Origin of the sequence: Bacillus sp. XT-4 (assembly GCF_050864245.1) — a bacterium.
GTDB lineage: Bacteria > Bacillota > Bacilli > Bacillales > Bacillaceae > Bacillus > Bacillus altitudinis.
Genome location: NZ_JBPAFI010000003.1, coordinates 52,049 through 71,111 on the forward strand (window position 1 = coordinate 52,049; position 19,063 = coordinate 71,111).

Here is a 19,063-nt window from a genome sequence, read left to right on the forward strand (position 1 = left end):
TTCTATTTTCGTTTATGATGATAGGCAAAAGTAATTGACCAAGGGAGGGGAAGTCTATGTTATCTCTACGTCAGGAGGAGCTGTTGAGGCGGTTAATGCAGGCAGAGCAGGAGCTGACAGGTGAAGAAATTGCACGCCTGATAGGCGTCACATCACGAACAGTTCGAACAGATATGAAAGCGCTTAAATCAGTGTTAGAAGCACATGGGGCAACACTTCATATGAAACGTGGAGCAGGGTATACATTGACTGTCGAAGATTATGGAGCATTTCGTACTTTTTTGAAAAACTCAATGAGAGAAAGAAATGAAAAAAAGAATCAAGTTATTCCAAATCAGCCGGAGGATCGTATCTCTTATTTATTGAGAAGGCTTTTATTGTCCGAAGACTATATGAAATTAGATGAATTGGCCGAGGAATTATTTGTGAGTGAATCTACTGTGAAAAATGACCTGAAAGCAGTCAAGCATATTTTCTCTTTACATGGACTCTCTGTTGCACACCGTCCTAAATATGGACTGAGGCTGACTGGAGATGAAATGAAATTAAGGTATTGTCTAGCTGAGCATGTGTTTCAGCAGGAGCATCCGAATCCTGCCCTTTTACCTGAAGAAACATATCAATTGATTCAAGATATGGTGCGTTCACGTACAAAGGCAAGCGGCCTTCATGTGTCAGAGATCGGTTTAAGCAACTTAGTGACACATATCGCCATTGCGTGCAAACGAATTGAAGAGAAAAAATTGGTCATGATGCCGGAAGGAGAACTCAAAGACATTCAAACACAGCCCGCTTTTCAAGTGGCGAGGCAAATGGCAGAAGATATGCGTCACGTACTCGGTATAGATTTTCCATTATCTGAAATGGCCTATATTGCGATTCATTTAATGGGGGCAAAAATGATGGCGTATGGAGAAACGGGCCACACGCTATTTCACATGCTTGATGAAGAGCATTTCCGTTTAACTCACCAATTACTTGGTTATGTCGAAGAGCACATGTCACTTGATATTCAGACAGACAAGGAATTGATTGTGGGACTAAGTCTTCACTTGAGATCAGCGATTCATCGGTTCCGATATGATATGAACATCCGTAACCCCTATTTATCAGACATAAAAAGGCATTATCCGATTGCTTTTGAAGCAGGTGTCTATATGGGAAGATGGTTGAAGGAAAATGAGAATGTAGAGATTCATGAAGATGAAATCGGATATTTGGCGCTGCATATTGGTGCTGCCATAGAGCGGACAAAAACTCAGACTGTGAGAAAAAAATGCTTGATTGTGTGCGCAACGGGTGTCGCGAGCAGTCAGCTTCTTCTCCATAAGCTGAAGGCCGCCTTTAGCGAAAGGCTAGAAATTGCTGGAACTGCAAGTGTCAGTGACCTTTTGTCGTATGACTTGAGAAGTATCGATTTGATCATTAGTACCATCCCGCTTCAGAACACACTACCTGTGCCAGTGATTGATGTACATACGATCCTCAGTGAAGACGATATGTTGAGGCTGAAACGATTTGTACAGGGGTCACAAGAAATGGGGGTCTTGCGATATATCAGTCCGAAGATGACTTTTTTTCAGCAAGATCTACAAACAAGGGAAGAGGTTCTTCAATTTTTCGTGAATGTATTGCAAGAACAAAACCGAATCCCGGATGATTTTGAACAGCTATTACTGGAAAGAGAGGAAGTGTCACCTACGTCGTTCGGTCATTTGGTCGCGATCCCTCACCCAATCAAACCGGCAACAGATGATACGTTTTGTGCGATCTGTACGTTGAGAAAACCAGTGTTGTGGGGCGACGATCGGGTACAGGTCGCCTGTTTGTTAAGTATACAGAAGACGTATCATAAAGAATTGCAGTCACTTTATCAATTTCTTGTGCGTTTGACAGAGCAGAAGGAAGTGGTGGAGCAAATCATCAAAGCTGCTTCATTTGAAGAACTGACGGCGGCGCTGCACGTGTTGGAACAGCCAGATGAAAAAAAAGGATACCCATTTCCGCATCTGTGAGGAAAAAGATTGGATGTTAATGAAAGCGCTTTTAAAATAACATCAAAAAGGAGGATGATCACGAGTTTTTGTAAAGGGGGAGACGGATCATGAGCTTTAAAGAGAGAGCGGCCGACGTCATGGGACATGTCGCTTATCGTATTACAAATCAGAAATATATTATGGCGATTAAGCAAGCATTTGTCACATTAATGCCAATTATCATTACGGGGGCATTTGCTGTACTGGTCGCAAATATGATCATGAGCCCGGAAACGGGGCTTGCCCATTTTGAGATATTCAGGTTTTTAGCAGAGCTTCAGCCAATTATGAAGGCAATCAATTATGCCACGCTGAACTTTTTAACGATCGGGGCTGTGTTCCTTATCGGGATTGAGCTCGGGAAAATCAATGGACACAAATCATTGTTCCCAGGATTAATGGCATTGATTTCATTTATATCCGTTATTCCGACGACACTTCTTCTTGAAGTCGATGGATCAATGCGTGAGGTTGTCGATGTGCTGGCGAGGCAATTCTCCGATCCAAAAAGCTTATTTTTGGGTATGATCATTGCCATCGTCTCTGTAGAGATCTTTTGTAAGCTTACCGAGGTGAAGTGGCTGCAAATTAAGATGCCAGATTCTGTTCCATCAAATGTGGCGACGTCTTTTTCTTCACTTTTCCCATCAATTATTACGATTACAATCATTAGTTCATTCGGGTTTGCGTTTCATCGTGTGACAGGCATTTATTTGCATGAAGCGGTGTATAACGTCGTGCAGCGTCCGCTTGAAAGTGTTGTGCAGGGACTGCCTGGTATTTTAACGTTAATGTTTGTGGCTCAATTTTTCTGGGTGATCGGTATTCATGGCAACCAAATGATTAAACCGATTCGCGAGCCGCTGTTATTAGGATCAATTGCAGTGAATATGACAGCATTTCAAGAGGGCAAAGAGATTCCAAATATTATCACGATGCCATTTTGGGATGTGTATATGAGCATTGGTGGTTCGGGTGTGACGATTGGTCTGTTGATCGCCATTTTTATAGCAGGAAGAAGGGAAGAGATGCGGAGCATTGCCAAGCTTTCATCAGGACCTGGACTGTTTAACATCAATGAACCAGTTATTTTCGGATTACCTGTCATGTTGAACCCTGTGATGGCGATTCCGTTTATCGTTACACCACTCGTGACAGGTACGATTGGTTATATCGCAACCGCTACAGGTTTTGCGGGGAAAGCGGTGGTGATGGTGCCATGGACGACACCTCCGATTGTGAATGCTTGGCTGTCTACCGCTGGCAGTATGGGGGCTGTCATCACACAGCTCATCTGTATTGTTGTCGCTGTTTTCATCTATTTACCTTTTGTCCTCTTATCCAACCGGAAGCCAGAAGCAGCACCTGATTCAGAATAGAAGGAGGGCTCATGAATGAACATGCAATTTAGATGGTATGGCAAAGAAGATCCTGTCTCCCTTTCATATATTCGGCAAATTCCCGGCATGAAAGGGATTGTCAGTGCAGTCTATGATGTGCCGGCTGGTGATCTGTGGCCGGAGGAAAGTATTGCTCATTTAAAAGCGGAAATCGAACGTCACGATCTTGCTTTTGAAGTCGTAGAAAGTCTCCCGGTCCATGAAGATATTAAGCTGGGAAAGCCTAGCCGGGATGTTTATATCGAGCATTATCAAGAAAATATCCGGCGATTAGCAAGGCATGGTGTGAAGGTCATTTGTTATAACTTCATGCCAGTCCTTGATTGGACACGAACACAGCTCGATTTCCCACTAGCTGATCAATCGACGACCCTTGTTTATTTTCAGCATCAGCTTGAACAGATGGATATAGAAAAAGATCAACTTTCCTTACCAGGGTGGGATACGTCTTATACGCAGGAAGAAATGAGAAAGTTGATGGCTGCATACAGGGCATTGGGTGCGGAAGGGTTGTTTGAGAACCTAGACTATTTCTTGGGAAATATCCTTCCAGTTGCAGCGGAAGAGAACATGAACATGGCACTGCATCCAGATGACCCTCCTTGGAACATATTTGGTCTGCCCCGCATTGTCAGCTGTGAAGAACAAATAGATCGTATCCTTCAGCTCGATGAACGCTCACAGCATGGACTGACCTTTTGTTCCGGTTCCCTAGGCTGTAATGCGAAAAATGATGTTCCTTCACTTGCGAGAAAGTATGCCAAAAAAGGGCGTATACACTTTGCTCATTTACGCAATGTCAATTTGTATGAAAACGGTGATTTTGAAGAGTCGGCACACCTGTCGTCAGCAGGCAGCCTCGATATGGGAGCGATTGTGAACGCATTGTTTAAGGAAGGATTTGCTGGCTATCTTCGGCCAGATCATGGACGAATGATCTTTGGTGAAACGGGCAGACCTGGCTATGGATTATACGACCGAGCACTTGGAGCTATGTATTTACAAGGGATGTGGGAAGGACTTCAAATTCACACGAAGAAAGGTCAGGTGGCAACATGAACAAAATCGACATACCCAATGACTTTATTCTAGGTGCTGCGGCTTCTGCTTGGCAGACGGAGGGTTGGAAAGGGAAGAAACCGCATCAGGATTCGTATATAGACCTTTGGTATAAGGAGGGGTATCACGTATGGCACGAAGGATACGGACCAGCAGGAGCAACGAATTTTTACGAGCGCTATCCTGAAGATGTCGCCCTTATGAAGGAAATTGGGTTATCTCATTACCGGACATCGATCAATTGGTCGAGGTTTCTCATCGATTACGAGAATGGAATTGTAGATGAGGCCTATGCTCGTTATATTGATGATTTCATCAATGAATTACTTGAAGCAGGTGTAGAGCCAATGTTTTGCTTAGAGCATTATGAGCTTCCTGCCGTTTTGCTTGAAAAGTACGGCGGCTGGTCATCTAAACATGTTGTCGAGCTGTTTGTTCTCTATGCAGAAAAGGTGTTTGAACGCTATGGAGACCGGGTCAAACATTGGTTTACCTTTAATGAACCGATTGTTGTTCAGACTCGTGTGTATCTAGATGCTATTCGTTATCCTTTCGAGCAAAATACGAAGAAATGGATGCAGTGGAACTATCATAAAGCCTTGGCGACATCAAAAGTGGTGAAGCTTTTTCAGGAAATGGGCTTGAAGGAATCAGCCGGTGCAAAAATCGGGGTCATTCTCAATCCAGAAGTGACGTATGCGAGATCGACTGCGTCGCATGATCAAGAAGCTGCCCGCATGTATGATTTGTTTTTTAATCGCGTGTTCTTAGATCCCTCCATTAAAGGCGAGTATCCAGAAGAACTGCTTGATGTATTGAAAAAGCATGACATTCTTTTCGATGCAACGGAAGAAGAGCTTCAGATCATTAAAGATCATACAGTCGATGTGGTCGGTCTTAATTTATACTATCCGCATCGCGTTAAGGCACCTAGCAAGGCTTGGAACGAAAACACACCGTTTCATCCATCTTATTATTACGATCTATTTGAGCTCCCAGGGAGAAAAATGAATCCATTCAGAGGCTGGGAAATCTATCCGAATATCGTCTATGATATGGGCATGAGAATAAAAGAAGAATACGGCAATATCGAGTGGTTTGTGGCTGAAAACGGTATGGGGGTCGAGCAGGAAGAGCGGTTTAAAAACGAAGACGGCATCATTGATGATCAGTACCGAATTTCATTTATCAGCCAGCATTTGAAAAAAGCCCTTCAAGCGAAAAAAGAAGGTTCAAACTGTAAGGGATATATGCTCTGGGCTTTTACGGATAATGTCTCGCCGATGAATGCATTCAAGAATCGCTACGGATTAGTAGAGATCCAACTGGAGAATGAACGGAATCGTCAGATGAAAGCGTCAGGATACTGGTACAAGACATTAATCCAAACGAGGAAATTAAGGGATGAACCAGATTTTATTTATCAATAGGAGTGATGGGATATGAAGCGAATCATTCTCGCTTGTGCAGCAGGAATGTCAACGTCGATTGTGGTATCTAAAATGATGGCAGCCGCAGAAGGAAAAGGGCTGGATTATGAAATTTATGCGATACCTGAAGGGGCCATTGCGGACGAATTAGAAGAGCATGGGGACGATGTAAAGGTCATTTTGCTAGGGCCGCAAGTTAGCTTTATGAGAAAGGCAGCAGAAAAAACAGCGGCACCTTATCATATACCTGTCGATGTGGTAAATGTAAGATTATATGGAACAGCGAATGGAGAAAAAATTCTAGAACATGCACTGAAACTAGCAAATGAATCTTGAGCAATCGGAGGAGAAGCAGATGACGGTATTAGAGGAAATGCAGGGAGCAGCCTTTCAAATCATTGCCCATGCAGGTGAGGCACGAAGCCATTATGTAGAAGCCATTCGTCTAGCAAGAGCGGATGACTTTGAAGCAGCGCAGCAGTTGATTGAAAAAGGGGAGGAAGCGTTTCGAAGCATCCATGACCTGCACTTGTCACTGATACAAAAAGAGGCGGCAGGGGAACAGCTTCCCTTTTCTTTACTGCTCATACATGCAGAAGACCAAATGCTCACAACAGAGACCATCCATCTGCTTGCCATTGAAATGATCGAAATGTGTAAAAAAATGTATACCCTGTCAAAATAGATATCAGTTATTAACCAATTTCTGTTATAATCATTCGGTAGATAAAGAGAAAGCAGGATTGGTGAATGAAAAAAACATGTATGTGGCTTGCAGTTGGTTTAGTCATGCTGCTCATTTCGGGCTGTATGGGTACGAAACAGCAAACAGAAGGAAACCAGCAAGCCATCAAAGAGGTAAAGGGTCAAGGACAAACGAAAGAAACAACAGAAACGCAGCAAATTGAAGCGGCAGAGATAGACAAACAAAACTGGATTCAGCAAAAGGAACCCGTTGCGCTTCCAATCTTGATGTATCACAGCATTTCTAGTGGTAATTCTTTACGTGTGCCAAAGAGCGAATTTGCAGCTCATATGAAATGGCTGAAAGACAACGGCTATGTCACGCTGTCGCCGAAAGAGGCATATCAAGTTCTCTCGACCAATTCGACACCAAGTGAAAAGTATGTTCTTATCACATTTGACGATGGATATACGGATAACTACACAAAGGCATTTCCGATTTTAAAGGAATATGGAATGAAAGCCACGATTTTTATGATCGAGCAGTCCATTGGCCGTCCGCATCATTTAACCGATGCCCAAATGGATGATATGGTGGAGCATGGTATTTCAATAGAGAGTCACACCATTCATCATTTAGAGCTCAATCGTTTATCACAGAAGCAGCAGGAAGAAGAATTAAAAGGATCGAAGGTATTCTTTGACCAGCGGTTTTCCCAACAAACGGTCATGGTCAGCTATCCGGTCGGTCGCTATAACGAAGACACGCTGAAGCTGGCGAAGGAAGCAGGATATGAAATGGCTGTGACCACTGAACCAGGACATGCGAAAAAGGAACAAGGCATGATGTCCTTACACCGCCTGCGCATTTCACCGGGACTTTCACCCGAAAGCTTTGGCAGGCTGATAGAGGGAAATTGATCAATATTAGATCACAGATGTTTCACATGAAACATTTTACGACACGTTTCGTGGATTAAATACGATTTGTTTGAGATAAATGTATGCAGAAAGAATCAGTTTTTTATATACTGATTCTTTTTTATTTAACTTAATAAGGTCTTACAGTTGCCAATAGAAAGTAGGAGGGCTTAGAAGAAAAGTACAGGTTATTATACTTGAAAGTTATTTTGAGTGTTGTTCAGTTTATTTGATTCATTGCATAACAAAAAGCTGTATAATTTATTTGAAATAATGAAAATTCTGCATTTGAAATGAATAAGTAAGATTAAAAAATAAGCTTAACTATGGTAACAAATTGTTACTTATGGTAACATATTGTTGCACAAGTTTTTTGTTCAACTCGGACTAAGTTGAACTAGTTTTCAAACTGAAGCACGAGAGCTTCAAGGTGAATTTCTTGAACGTTCACCATACAACTGAAAAGAAATTTAATTTGGGCACTCGGCTGACTACCGTGTGCTTTTTCTATGTATAAATTTAAAATGTGAGGAATACACTGAAATAATATGAAAAAATAAAGCAGCCCTCCAAAAAACAGAAACGAGATAGAACCAGCATTACCTTGACTAGGGGTAATGAAGGTGCCGCTTTATTTTTCATTATCATCTTAAGGGTTCATTCAGAACGTTCTCTTATCTAAAATCCATATGATGAACTGGACTAGAGTTCGGATTGAATTTAAGATAAGGAACCAAAGCTTGTACTTACAGGTACAAGCTTTTTTCTTTTTGTTTTTGCGTCTCTCAACGCGTGAACGCACAAGTTTTGTTCTCAAACTGACCCCTCCTTTCTAGGCATAAAAACACCTTTAGTATGGAAGGGGGGAGGACTATCGTTTGCAACACGTTTCTATGTATATTTTACCATCTTTCCTATTTAATGACGAATAGCACCTTGTTGTTTCCTCTCTGTTTTTCTTTGCGTTTCATTCATAAAACTCCATATGTGTTTTCTCTAGTTTGTAATAATCCAATCGATCTTTCAAGGTTCCTGTATGAAATTCAAATTTATGTCCATCAGGGTCTGTGAAATAAATCGACTTCTGATCTCTTTCGTCTCTTGGCCGGCTTGGTAAGATGTTGACGTTCAAATCTTTTAGTTTGTTATACATTGGATCTACATCCTCCTCATCAATAGAAAAAGCGATGTGTGTGTAAGAGTGATGGATGTCTTGACGAGGAATGTCTTTTTCTACATTGAGGGCAAGCCACAGGCCGTTCAAATCAAAGTAAGCTGTCGTTCTGCCCTTTGTTAACAATTTGGCATTAAAGACCTTTGTGTAAAAATCAATAGATGTCTCTAAATCAGAAACAGAAAATAATAAATGGTTTATTCCTTTGATGTTCAATTTAATCACCTCAAATTCAATGATGAGAAAAAAGCTTGCAGACTCAATCTACAAGCTTTGTTGTTTATTGATAAACAGGATAACCCATTATCTTTATATCTTTTCCCAGCGGTTCAAGAGAGAGTTGATCCAGTTCAATTGCATCACTCATGAGGCGTATGCCTTCGCCTCCGAAAAAAGAAGGAGAGAGTCGTCCGCCAATGAGCTTGGGCGCCATGTAGATGACGAGTTTATCGACAAGTTGCTGCTCCAAAAATGAGGCATTGATTTGTCCGCCGCCTTCAATCATCAGGGAGGAGATATTTCTTTCTCCGAGCACTTGAAGTACTTCTTGTAAGGGCACCCGGATATCGCTATCCGTCATGATGACGCTGACGCCAGCTGCTTCTAAAGCGGCTCGTTTTTCTTCATCGGCTTGTTTTGTTGTAAAGATCCATGTTGGCGCCATTTGATCTGTGACCACCTTTGCCGTCAGCGGGATAGACAGCTTAGAGTCTAAGACAATTCGAATTGGATGATGACCGTTTGGAATCCGTGCTGTTAATGAAGGATCGTCGTGAATGACGGTTTGCGCACCGACTAAGATCGCATCGTTGATACTGCGAATGTGATGTGCATCATAACGGGACGTTTCTGATGTAATCCACTTGCTGTCAGACGTAGCAGATGCAATTTTTCCGTCTAACGTAATGCCTGCTTTGAGTGTCACGAAAGGCGTTTTTTTCGTAATAAAGTGGTTGAACACTTCATTCATGAGAATGGATTCTTGCTCCATGACGCCTGTGATGACTTGAATGCCTGCATCTTGTAAAATGGCAATCCCACGCCCGGCAACAAGCGGGTTCGGATCCAGTGCAGCAACGACGACTTTTTCTACGCCAGCTTTCACAAGTGCTTCAGCGCATGGGCCTGTGCGGCCATGGTGGGAACAAGGCTCTAGTGTCACATAGATCGTGGCACCTTTTGCCTTGTCTCCAGCCATTTTAAGTGCATGAATTTCTGCATGTGGTTCGCCGGCCTTCATATGCGCCCCGACCCCAACAATTTCATTTTCTCGCACAATCACAGCCCCGACGAGCGGATTGGGAGATGTCTGACCTTTCATTGCTTCGGCATTTTCAAGGGCTAGTTTCATATATCGCTCATGATGTGGCAATCGTACGCACCTCTTGATCCGCCTTCATATGACCTGAGCGGTTAATTTTTGTCTGCAAGTATTTCTCATTGAACTCAGAGACATCACCCCAAAGTGGAATCCGTCCAGAAAGAGAAAGGCCTGCATGACTGATAGCATCCGTCTTTTTCGGATTATTGGTAATAAGTCTGACTGGCTTTGTACGCAATGTTTGAAGAACAGCAATCGCTTCTTCATATTGACGTGTATCATCTTCAAAGCCTAGTGCTTCGTTTGCTTCTACTGTATCGTAGCCGTTTTCTTGCAAGATGTAGGCCATAGCTTTACTGAAAAGACCGATCCCGCGTCCTTCATGGTTGGCTAAATAAAACAGTGCGCCTGCTCCATTGTCCTCAATCATTCGCATAGACTGTTTCAATTGGAACCCGCAATCGCAGCGTTTGCTTCCGAAAATATCGCCGGTGTGGCAGATGGAATGCATGCGGATCAGCGCTTCATCAGCATGTTCGAAATCTCCGTAAACAAGGACACTTGATTGCTGATGATCTGCAAGCTCACGGGAGGAAAGGCTTTCGATTAAAGCTTCATCTGATAATGGTTCTTTCCCGTCATCTTTTAACCATGAATACCAGTTAAACATGACCGTTCTACCGTCTAAATTCACTGGCAGTTTAATAGGTCCAGTGATATATATAAATCCGTCTTCTTGCTGTACTCGTTTGATTTTATCTTTTAAAATGGCTGTTTTAACCTCTGTGTGTTTGTCCATATTCTGCACCTTCTTTTTTGTCTGTTTCTTCAATCTGTAAACGAACGAGAACGCCAAATGGATCAATAAATTCGTTGCTTTTTCCTGTCGTGTTCATGTGAACACCTGCTTTTGTCAGACGTTCGACGACGGATGTTCTATCGTCTTCTTTTGGGAAAACCAGTGTATAGCTTCTAATTCCTGAAAAACGTGGATCAATGGCTCCTTTTCTCCCGCGTCCCCATGCATTAAAGGCAAGGTGGTGATGATAGACGCCACCAGCAACGAATAAGCTGGCTGGGGGAGCCATTCGGATATGAAAACCGAGCGTGTTCACATAAAAGGAATCGGCTTCTTCTGGGTTGAGATGGAAATGCAAGTGTCCCATGACTGTACCAGCCGGGAGTCCTTCCCAGGTGGAATCAGCGGCTTCTTGCAGGAGACCATCTCCATCAAGCGGAGCATTTCCGCCACCTTTCAGCTCTCCATGCTCACCTACCCATATGTCCTGAGGACGATCAGCATAAATCTCAACGCCGATGCCATCTGGATCACTTAAATAAATGGCTTCACTGAAAAAGTGATCGCTCGCTCCAATTAAAGGATAGCCTTTTTTGATCACATGCGCCAGCCATGTGCCCAGTTTTTTTCTGGTAGGTAATAAAACCGCAAAATGATAAAGTCCTGGCTCATGATCCGGCTTCTCTTTCAGCTGCACATCTTCTTTCAGCACAAGGATTGGTTCCTTTGCGTTGCTGCCAAGCGTGACAGTAGAATCCGTCTGTTCTAATAAAGTAAAACCTAAAATGTCTGTATAAAAAGGCAAAGAACGCTCAAAGCTGGACACATGTAATTCTGTTACACCTAATCTTACCTGCTCTATTGTATTCAAAGCTCGGTCATCTCCTTCATGTTATATGCATCTGCATGTTCAATGGTTTATTGAAAATTGATAAAAATGATTACTTTGTTACTTTTAGTAACTAAACTATATAATAGTTAGTGACTTATTTCAAGTAATTAATTATGTTATAATGAAAAAAAGTAGAGAAAAGCAGGAGGGAGTAAAGTATGGCTCAAGTAGATGGCTGCCCAATTACAGATGCCATGGAGATTTTAGGGAAGAAGTGGGTGATTCTGATCATCAATCAGCTTTTGACAGGGCCAAAACGTTTTTGTCAGCTAGAAAATGAAATGAACATCAGCGGACGGTTATTATCAGAAAGGCTGAAAGATTTAGAAGCTGAAGGTCTTGTTGAGAAAAAAGTATATCCCGACATTCCCGTGCGAATTGAATATGAACTAACAGAACAAGGAAAGAAAATTGAACCAGTCATACGGGAAATGTATGCTTGGTCTTTAGAGCGAAAAAATAGTGAAAAGGGTGAACATGTCCCTTCTTAATCGATTTCGATCAGTGTCCCTGATCGATTTTTTTTTGTGATTTTCCAGAAATCTAAGTCAATAGTATGAAAAATGATGTTGACAATAAATTCATTCATCATATAATATCAAGGAGAAGAGGGTTCTTTTCCCTGTAATGGAATGGGGAGGTTATGCCATGGTATCATGAATGGGACAGATTACCTAAACCGTGTATCACTACATCATGTAGCAGCAGACATCTTTGACTTGTCGAAAGCAAAGATTTATTTTTTAAACTCAATTGATAATGATTATCATAATCATTTATGAGTGTGATTCATACGCTGATAAAGGTTATTTTTTTTATTGTCTATTGAGAATAATTATCAATATCAATTAGGAGGATATATATGAAATCACTTCGTTCAGCATCACACGTCTTATTATTCTTTAGCTTTGTTCTATTGTTTGCTCTAGCCCCGGTCAGCTCTGCCTCAGCAGCAGGCTTAGCAGATGGTCAATATTCAGCACAATATGTGGTATGGAAAGCAGACAGTGATTCAACGTCAACAGCAAATACGTATTTTGAAAAACCAGCTAAGCTGGTTGTGAAGGACGGAAAAATCAAAGCGCAAGTCACGTTAACGAACAGCTCTTGGATTACAAGCTTTAAAACATTGGATCAAGGTGTCTACAAAGATGCGAAAGTGATCAGTACAAACACAGCTGCCAATAAGAGAACGGTAGAGTTCAATGTCAACAGCCTGACAGATGTTGTACCAGCTAAAGTGAGTGTGACTGTACCGGTCATTGGATATACAGGCAATTACGATATTCGCGTCAAGTTTGATGCAGCAACTGTTCAATAAAAAGGGAGGAAATTCATCTGATGAAAAAATGGATCAGGATGCCAGCCTTTGTGGCTGCATTATTGCTGGCACTTATACTGCCTTTTTCAAATGCACAGGCTGCCTCATTAAATGATGGTACATACTCCGTCAATTACACTGTGATGAAGGCCGAAGGAACTGCCGTTTCGATGGCAAATGATTACTGGCTGAAGCCGGCAAAAGTGATCGTGAAAAATGGCAAGCTGACTGTGCAAATGACCATTAAAAACAGCAGCTGGGTAACGGAATTTAAAGTGCCGGGAAATGGCGGCTATGTCGATACGACGGTTCTATCAACGAATAAGAAAGCCAATACAAGGCTTGTCCAATTCCAAGCACAGAGTTTGTCTAAACCAATCAAGTCAAAAATCCATGTCACAGTCAAATCCGCTGATTATGATCACGACTATACCATCCAGCTGAAATTCGATGAAAGCAGCATCAAGTCACTTTCTTCTGACAGTTCAAAAGAAACAGCAGGTGCAGCAAAACATCAAGAATCATCAAAAGAAACAACCAAAACAACTGATTCATCCACCAAAACAAAACAAGAAGAAAATCCTCAAACTGGTGATACAAGCCAGATGGGATGGCTCCTTGTGCTTGTCTTATGTTCAGGCGGGTTTTTAGCGAGAAAGTGGATCATCAAGCATTAACGGAAGGAAGTGTCATCTTTTGAAACGTCTTTTTCATCTACAGACAGCTATTCTGCTCGTTTTATTCAGTTTGTTGACTGCGTTTCAGCTGCCTCAAGGAACGGCTCAGGCGGCATCATTGGTTGATGGTGAATATACGGCCGGATTCACCATTTTAAAAAATGGCAGCACTGAAGCATCCATGATGGATACGTATACAGAAAAGCCAGCTAAGCTCATCATCGAAAATGGCAAGACGACTGCCTATCTTACGCTGAAGCAAAGCAAAGAAATCACAGATTTCAAGGTCGAACAAAATGGCTCTCTCGTCACCACTGAAACGGTCAGTGAAGATGAGACAGCGAATACGCGTGTGATCAAATTTGATGTAGCCGATGTATCAGCCAAATTAAATGGCTGGGTCAAAATTTACTGGGACTTAGGCGGCTTTATTTATGATGAGGCGTATGACGTACAGCTCGCTTTCGACGAGAGCAGTCTCACACTTGTCACGCCTGCGAAGCCAGACGATAGTGAAACAACACCAGATGATCAAAACGGTACGACGCCAGGCGACAGCGAAACAACACCAGATGATCAAAACGGTACGACGCCAGGCGACAGCGAAACAAAGCCGGATGATCAAAGTGGCACGACGCCAGGCGACAGCGAAACAAAGCCAGATGATCAAAACGGCACAACACCAGTTGATTCGACGCAGAACCAATTAAAAGATGGTGTGTATCGTATCAACTACAGTGTGCTGAAGGGCGATGAGGATGAGGCATCTCGGATGAGCCAATACTTCTCACATCCAGCATCGTTAACCGTTAAAAATGGAACGCAAACCGTTTCCTTTACGGTGAAGGATCATACGTCAGTTGATTCTTTGAAAATAGAGAAAAACGGTTCTTATCAAGAAGTGAAAAACGTGAGCACAGATCAAGCAAAGAACACAAGAGTGGTTTCATTTGAAGTGTCTGATCTGAAAAAAGCAGTTAACGGAAAAGTACACATTGTAGTAGCAGCAGCTCACTATGATCAAACGTACGATATTCGTTTTCAATTTGATTCAAAAAGTATCGTTCCACTGAAGGACGGTCAAATAGAGGAAGAAACACCGGCTACACCAGAAACACCAAAACCAAATAAACCAGCACCAGACACAACGAACGGCGGAACGAATCAAGAGACAGTTCAGCTAAAAGACGGGGTGTACAAGCTTCCTTTTTCAATGAAGAAAGCAGACAAAGATGAGCTTTCTCGCATGAACGATTACGTCGTGAGCCCTGCGACATTGGTGGTGAAAAATGGCCGCCATTTCGTTTCATACACTGTGAAGAACAGCTCAGCCATCACGTCGTTCCAAGTAGGAACCGGCGGTAAATTTGAAGAGACGCTAGTTGCAAAGGCTGATCAAAAAGCAGATACACGAGTGATTCAATATGAAGCAAAAAGTTTGAGTAGTGATCAGGCAGCACGCGTGAAAATTGACATTCCAGCTGCAAATTATCATGAGCAGTACGATGTCAAACTTGTCTATGATACGAAAGGCATCGCAAGTGGTGAAGGAAGCGGAATTGCGACGGTGATCGGAGACGATGAGAGCATCGGCTTTGTGAAAAATCCGAATGATCACGATTCTCAACCAAACCAGCTTGCGAATCTCGCACCAGAGGAAACGGGCGCAGAGCAGATGACCTTTACGCCATCAGATGACCAAACCAAGTCTGAGACAGGTCAGTTGAACCCGAAAACAGGAGATACTTCACTTCTTTGGGTGTACATTCTTTTATTCGGCGGGTCACTATTCGTGCTCGTCAGAAAGTATCAAACTCGTACAAGATAAAGAATCTATTTTAAGTGAGGTGCGCCATTCATCTCGGCGCATCCACTTCCTTTTTTCGAAAGGAGGCTTCTGTTTTTTGAAGCATCAAATGTTATGTACCCTGATCACGGCTCTATGTGTGTGCGTCTTCTTAACAGGCTGCTCACAATCAGCTGAAAGCTCAGCGAAAGGCAAAAAAAATGCAGCATCAAGTACCCGCATTGTGGCAACGACTGTAGCTGCTGCTGAGATCATGGATGCGCTAGAGGTGGATCTTGTCGGGGTGCCAACAAGTCAAAAATCCTTGCCGGCTCGATACAAAGGACTCCCAGCAGTCGGTAACCCAATGAGCCCGGACATGGAAATCATCCAATCACTTCAACCGACAGATGTCCTGTCTGTCACGACCCTTCAATATGATTTAGAAACGCCTTTTCAACAAGCTTCTGTCCCTGCGACATACCTCAACCTTGAGAGCCTGGACAAGATGGAGAACGCCATCACAAAGCTTGGAGAAAAATATGATAGAAAGACACAAGCGAAACGCATTGTGGATGATTTTGAACAAAAAAAGAAAGACATACAAGAGAGAACGAAAGGAAAGACGAAGCCATCTGTTCTCATTTTGCTTGGTGTACCAGGCAGTTATTTAGTGGCAACAGAGAATTCGTATATCGGTGATCTTGTGCGTATTGCAGGAGGAAAGAACATCGTAAAAGGTGAGAAAATGGAGTATTTGGCATCCAATACGGAGTATTTACAAAAAGCCAATCCAGATATCATTCTCCGAGCTGCACATGGGATGCCGGATGAAGTCGTCAAAATGTTTGATCAAGAATTTAAAACAAATGATATTTGGAAACATTTTCATGCGGTCAAACAAGACCGGGTGTACGACCTCGAAGAAAGCTTATTCGGGACAACAGGCAACTTAAAGGCAGCAGAGGCATTAGATGAATTGACTCGTATGTTGTACCCGTCATAAGCGGCGAATCTTAATGATAAAAGGACGTTCAAGATGAAAAAAACAGGGATTTTATTTCTGATAGTCAGTCTCTTACTAGCCGGCGTATTTATTTATTCCGCCATTACGGGGAGCATTCATGTTACACCGATTGAATTATTGGAAGGGCTTATGACCGGTCAACATGCACAGGTAGAAATCATTAAAGATTTAAGAATCCCCCGCATGCTCATTGCGATGTTTACAGGGGCGGCTTTATCTGTCTCCGGTGTCCTCTTGCAGTCTGTGATGAGGAATCCATTAGCAGATGCCGGTGTTATTGGTATTTCATCGGGAGCTAGCTTCTTTTCTTTAATGGCAATTACAGCGCTTCCTCAATTTTATTTCTACTCTCCTTTATTTTCAGTTTTAGGCGGGGCAATTGCCTGCTTCCTCGTATACGTGTTGTCTTGGAAAGGCGGCTTAAGCCCGATTCGAATGATTCTGGTGGGGATCGCCATCAATGCCATGTTTACAGGGATGGCAGAAGCGTTTGTGACCATTTGCAGCTATTTCAATATCACCATTAATCAGTCGGGGCAGTCGAATCTGACGATGAAAACGTGGGGAGATGTCCGTTTAATCGGTGTCTATGGCGTCATTGGGCTTGTGGTTGCGCTTTTCTTTAGCAGATGGTGTAACTTGCTTGCCCTTCAAGATAAGACGGCGAAAAACTTAGGATTGCGTGTGACCAGAATGCGCCTTTTGATTTCAATCACGGCGGTGTTATTAGCAGCGGTGACTGCTGCGGTAGCGGGCGTGATTGCCTTTGTCGGCTTGCTCATTCCCCATATCTCTAGAAGGCTTGTCGGCTCTGACCACCGGGTACTGATTCCATTTTCTGCGTTAAGCGGGGCCTTGCTCATTTTGACGGCTGATACGCTCGGCAGAACGCTTGTGGCACCAAATGAAATCCCTGCTTCTACAATCATGGCTGTCATTGGCGGGCCGTTTCTGATCTTTTTATTAAGAAGGGGGGATCGTCTGCATGGACATTCGTGAGGTGTCGTTTTCCTATGATCGGCAGAGGGACATTGTTCAATCGGTCACCACGAAGATCGAAAAAGGAAAAATTACGACCATTATCGGTCCAAATGGCTCGGGCAAATCCACGCTGCTTTCTTTGATGGCACATAACCATTGTCCACATAAAGGACAGATTCATTTAGATGGGCAAGAGCTGAATGCGTTCAAGCCAAGGGAACTCGCGAGAAAGCTGGCAGTCGTACATCAGCAAAATGAAGCGCCGCTCGATTTAACGATCGAACGAGTCGTGGCATTTGGGAGAACGCCCTACCAGACGATGCGCGGCAGTGACAAGGAAGAGGATGAGAAAGCAATTGAGTGGGCACTGTCCTGTACAAAGCTGACGGATAAGCGAAAAGTGCCTCTCGCCTCATTGTCAGGCGGAGAACGGCAGCGTGTATGGATTGCCATGGCTTTAGCGCAAAAAACACCGATCCTTTTCTTAGATGAACCGACGACTTATTTGGATATGTATTATCAATTTGACATTCTTGAGCTCATTCGAGAGCTCAATGTCGAGCATGGATTAACCATCGTGATGGTCCTGCACGATATGAATCAGGCGATTCGCTATAGTGATGTTATCATCGCCATGAAAGATGGACAAATTATTCGCGAAGGACGGCCAAATGATGTGTTAACAGAAGAGATGGTGCGGCACATTTATCATGTGTCCGTCACGATTAAGCAAGATGCAGAAACAGGGATGTATATCGTGCCTGTAGGCATATAAGTTGTGCAAAAAGCAGGTGAGACAGTGTGAAACGAGGGAAAAGGATCGGGCAGCGAATGCTGACGATCGTCTGTTTAGGTGTTTTCCTATATAGCGGTACTGCTATTGGCTTGGAGCTCTTTGGCTATTATCAAAATCGTCAGGTGCTTGCAAAAGCTCAGACACTTTACACACACAAGGATGGAATGAAACAGCGAAAACCTGGAGAAATCCGTCAGTCATTTGATGATTTGCGAAAGGTGAATGAAGACATTGTCGGTTGGATTGATATGAAGGACACGATGATTCAGTATCCAATTGTTCAGTCAAACGATAATGCATTCTATTTAACTCGTAATTATGTAAAGGATGACACACGGGCAGGCAGTATCTTTATGGATTATCGTAATGACGTCTTGCATGAAAGTCCCAATACAGTGGTGTACGGTCATCGGATGAGGGATGGGTCTATGTTTGCTGGTCTCACAAACTATTTGAAAAAAGATTTCTTCCAAGATCATCGCACATTTCAGTACGATACGCTGTATCAAAGCTATGAAGCAGAGATTTTTGCTGTGTATGAGACGACAGTCGATTTCGATTATATTCAGACTGATTTTCAGGATCTTGGTGAATATGCGCACTACTTGCAAGCTGTGCGTAAGAAGTCCATCTATCAAACGAAAACAGACGTATCCACAGATGACTTGATTCTCACATTATCGACCTGTGATCACGTGCTGGCACCTAAAAACAAGCGTCTCGTGGTACAGGCGAAGCTAAAGAAAGTTTACTAGAAAA

Annotated in this window: 19 protein-coding genes; 15 read left to right on the top strand and 4 right to left on the bottom strand. The window is 42.9% G+C overall.

What is annotated here, in order from left to right:
* Positions 1-56 precede the first annotated feature (56 nt).
* The 7 genes from ACRRMM_RS10090 (at position 57) to ACRRMM_RS10120 (ending at position 7,530) form a co-directional block, all read left to right on the top strand.
* The gene (locus ACRRMM_RS10090) at positions 57-2,015 is read left to right on the top strand and encodes a BglG family transcription antiterminator (protein WP_428828680.1); all 1,959 of its coding nucleotides are present in this window, start codon (positions 57-59) and stop codon (positions 2,013-2,015) included.
* An 89-nt stretch (positions 2,016-2,104) separates the two neighbouring features.
* Positions 2,105-3,415 carry a PTS sugar transporter subunit IIC gene (locus tag ACRRMM_RS10095; RefSeq protein WP_024719533.1) on the top strand — a complete coding sequence of 437 codons (1,311 nt, stop codon included), beginning with the start codon at positions 2,105-2,107 and terminating at the stop codon, positions 3,413-3,415.
* Positions 3,416-3,430: 15 nt separating this feature from the next.
* On the top strand, positions 3,431-4,495 hold the full coding sequence (gene uxuA / locus ACRRMM_RS10100; protein WP_428828679.1) for a mannonate dehydratase: 1,065 nt from the start codon (positions 3,431-3,433) through the stop codon (positions 4,493-4,495).
* Entirely contained in the window at positions 4,492-5,925 is a 1,434-nt protein-coding gene (locus tag ACRRMM_RS10105) for a glycoside hydrolase family 1 protein (RefSeq protein ID WP_367637020.1), read from the top strand. Before uxuA ends, ACRRMM_RS10105 begins: the two co-directional genes overlap by 4 nt.
* A 12-nt stretch (positions 5,926-5,937) precedes the next feature.
* Positions 5,938-6,261 carry a PTS sugar transporter subunit IIB gene (locus tag ACRRMM_RS10110; RefSeq protein WP_428828678.1) on the top strand — a complete coding sequence of 108 codons (324 nt, stop codon included), beginning with the start codon at positions 5,938-5,940 and terminating at the stop codon, positions 6,259-6,261.
* A gap of 19 nt (positions 6,262-6,280) precedes the next feature.
* Complete coding sequence (locus ACRRMM_RS10115; RefSeq protein WP_035389946.1) at positions 6,281-6,610, top strand: PTS lactose/cellobiose transporter subunit IIA; 330 nt, start codon at positions 6,281-6,283, stop codon at positions 6,608-6,610.
* Between the two features lie 65 nt (positions 6,611-6,675).
* Positions 6,676-7,530, top strand: coding sequence for a polysaccharide deacetylase family protein (locus ACRRMM_RS10120; protein WP_428828677.1), 855 nt, complete (start codon positions 6,676-6,678; stop codon positions 7,528-7,530).
* Between the two features lie 967 nt (positions 7,531-8,497).
* Here ACRRMM_RS10120 and fosM read toward each other — a convergent pair.
* The 4 genes from fosM to ACRRMM_RS10140 form a co-directional block, all read right to left on the bottom strand.
* On the bottom strand, positions 8,498-8,920 hold the full coding sequence (gene fosM / locus ACRRMM_RS10125) for a FosM family fosfomycin resistance protein (protein WP_041091552.1): 423 nt from the start codon (positions 8,918-8,920) through the stop codon (positions 8,498-8,500).
* A 64-nt stretch (positions 8,921-8,984) separates the two neighbouring features.
* Positions 8,985-10,076 (bottom strand): bifunctional diaminohydroxyphosphoribosylaminopyrimidine deaminase/5-amino-6-(5-phosphoribosylamino)uracil reductase RibD, encoded by a 1,092-nt coding sequence (ribD, locus tag ACRRMM_RS10130; RefSeq protein ID WP_396467747.1) that lies wholly within the window; start codon positions 10,074-10,076, stop codon positions 8,985-8,987.
* Positions 10,063-10,824 (bottom strand): GTP cyclohydrolase II, encoded by a 762-nt coding sequence (locus tag ACRRMM_RS10135; RefSeq protein WP_008345606.1) that lies wholly within the window; start codon positions 10,822-10,824, stop codon positions 10,063-10,065. The genes ribD and ACRRMM_RS10135 overlap by 14 nt, the downstream gene beginning before the upstream one ends.
* A complete protein-coding gene (locus ACRRMM_RS10140) occupies positions 10,802-11,695 on the bottom strand; it encodes a VOC family protein (protein WP_428828676.1) in 894 nt (297 codons plus the stop codon). Before ACRRMM_RS10140 ends, ACRRMM_RS10135 begins: the two co-directional genes overlap by 23 nt.
* Before the next feature lie 179 nt (positions 11,696-11,874).
* Between ACRRMM_RS10140 and ACRRMM_RS10145 the strand changes: the two genes are divergently transcribed.
* From ACRRMM_RS10145 to srtB, 8 genes are all read left to right on the top strand, one after another.
* Entirely contained in the window at positions 11,875-12,207 is a 333-nt protein-coding gene (locus ACRRMM_RS10145; protein ID WP_007497926.1) for a winged helix-turn-helix transcriptional regulator, read from the top strand.
* A 371-nt stretch (positions 12,208-12,578) separates the two neighbouring features.
* A complete protein-coding gene (locus ACRRMM_RS10150; protein WP_007497924.1) occupies positions 12,579-13,037 on the top strand; it encodes an NEAT domain-containing protein in 459 nt (152 codons plus the stop codon).
* A 20-nt stretch (positions 13,038-13,057) separates the two neighbouring features.
* On the top strand, positions 13,058-13,714 hold the full coding sequence (gene isdC, locus ACRRMM_RS10155; RefSeq protein WP_035702537.1) for a heme uptake protein IsdC: 657 nt from the start codon (positions 13,058-13,060) through the stop codon (positions 13,712-13,714).
* A 19-nt stretch (positions 13,715-13,733) separates the two neighbouring features.
* On the top strand, positions 13,734-15,542 hold the full coding sequence (locus tag ACRRMM_RS10160; RefSeq protein WP_428828675.1) for an NEAT domain-containing protein: 1,809 nt from the start codon (positions 13,734-13,736) through the stop codon (positions 15,540-15,542).
* Between the two features lie 76 nt (positions 15,543-15,618).
* Positions 15,619-16,506: a heme ABC transporter substrate-binding protein IsdE gene (isdE, locus tag ACRRMM_RS10165; protein WP_428828674.1), complete on the top strand. Its 888-nt coding sequence runs from the start codon at positions 15,619-15,621 to the stop codon at positions 16,504-16,506.
* 33 nt (positions 16,507-16,539) lie between these two features.
* Positions 16,540-17,526 (top strand): FecCD family ABC transporter permease, encoded by a 987-nt coding sequence (locus ACRRMM_RS10170; RefSeq protein WP_007497915.1) that lies wholly within the window; start codon positions 16,540-16,542, stop codon positions 17,524-17,526.
* Complete coding sequence (locus tag ACRRMM_RS10175) at positions 17,513-18,283, top strand: ABC transporter ATP-binding protein (RefSeq protein ID WP_024719523.1); 771 nt, start codon at positions 17,513-17,515, stop codon at positions 18,281-18,283. The genes ACRRMM_RS10170 and ACRRMM_RS10175 overlap by 14 nt, the downstream gene beginning before the upstream one ends.
* Positions 18,284-18,309: 26 nt before the next feature.
* On the top strand, positions 18,310-19,059 hold the full coding sequence (gene srtB / locus ACRRMM_RS10180) for a class B sortase (protein WP_057078874.1): 750 nt from the start codon (positions 18,310-18,312) through the stop codon (positions 19,057-19,059).
* The last annotated feature ends 4 nt before the right edge of the window (positions 19,060-19,063 follow it).

Bases quoted from the DNA above. Each gene is read 5' to 3' on its own strand.
- ACRRMM_RS10090 (WP_428828680.1), top strand. From the start codon at position 57: ATGTTATCTCTACGTCAGGAGGAGCTGTTGAGGCGGTTAATGCAGGCA.
- ACRRMM_RS10095 (WP_024719533.1), top strand. From the start codon at position 2,105: ATGAGCTTTAAAGAGAGAGCGGCCGACGTCATGGGACATGTCGCTTAT.
- uxuA (WP_428828679.1), top strand. From the start codon at position 3,431: ATGAACATGCAATTTAGATGGTATGGCAAAGAAGATCCTGTCTCCCTT.
- ACRRMM_RS10105 (WP_367637020.1), top strand. From the start codon at position 4,492: ATGAACAAAATCGACATACCCAATGACTTTATTCTAGGTGCTGCGGCT.
- ACRRMM_RS10110 (WP_428828678.1), top strand. From the start codon at position 5,938: ATGAAGCGAATCATTCTCGCTTGTGCAGCAGGAATGTCAACGTCGATT.
- ACRRMM_RS10115 (WP_035389946.1), top strand. From the start codon at position 6,281: ATGACGGTATTAGAGGAAATGCAGGGAGCAGCCTTTCAAATCATTGCC.
- ACRRMM_RS10120 (WP_428828677.1), top strand. From the start codon at position 6,676: ATGAAAAAAACATGTATGTGGCTTGCAGTTGGTTTAGTCATGCTGCTC.
- ACRRMM_RS10135 (WP_008345606.1), bottom strand. From the start codon at position 10,824: ATGGACAAACACACAGAGGTTAAAACAGCCATTTTAAAAGATAAAATC.
- ACRRMM_RS10145 (WP_007497926.1), top strand. From the start codon at position 11,875: ATGGCTCAAGTAGATGGCTGCCCAATTACAGATGCCATGGAGATTTTA.
- ACRRMM_RS10150 (WP_007497924.1), top strand. From the start codon at position 12,579: ATGAAATCACTTCGTTCAGCATCACACGTCTTATTATTCTTTAGCTTT.
- isdC (WP_035702537.1), top strand. From the start codon at position 13,058: ATGAAAAAATGGATCAGGATGCCAGCCTTTGTGGCTGCATTATTGCTG.
- ACRRMM_RS10170 (WP_007497915.1), top strand. From the start codon at position 16,540: ATGAAAAAAACAGGGATTTTATTTCTGATAGTCAGTCTCTTACTAGCC.
- ACRRMM_RS10175 (WP_024719523.1), top strand. From the start codon at position 17,513: ATGGACATTCGTGAGGTGTCGTTTTCCTATGATCGGCAGAGGGACATT.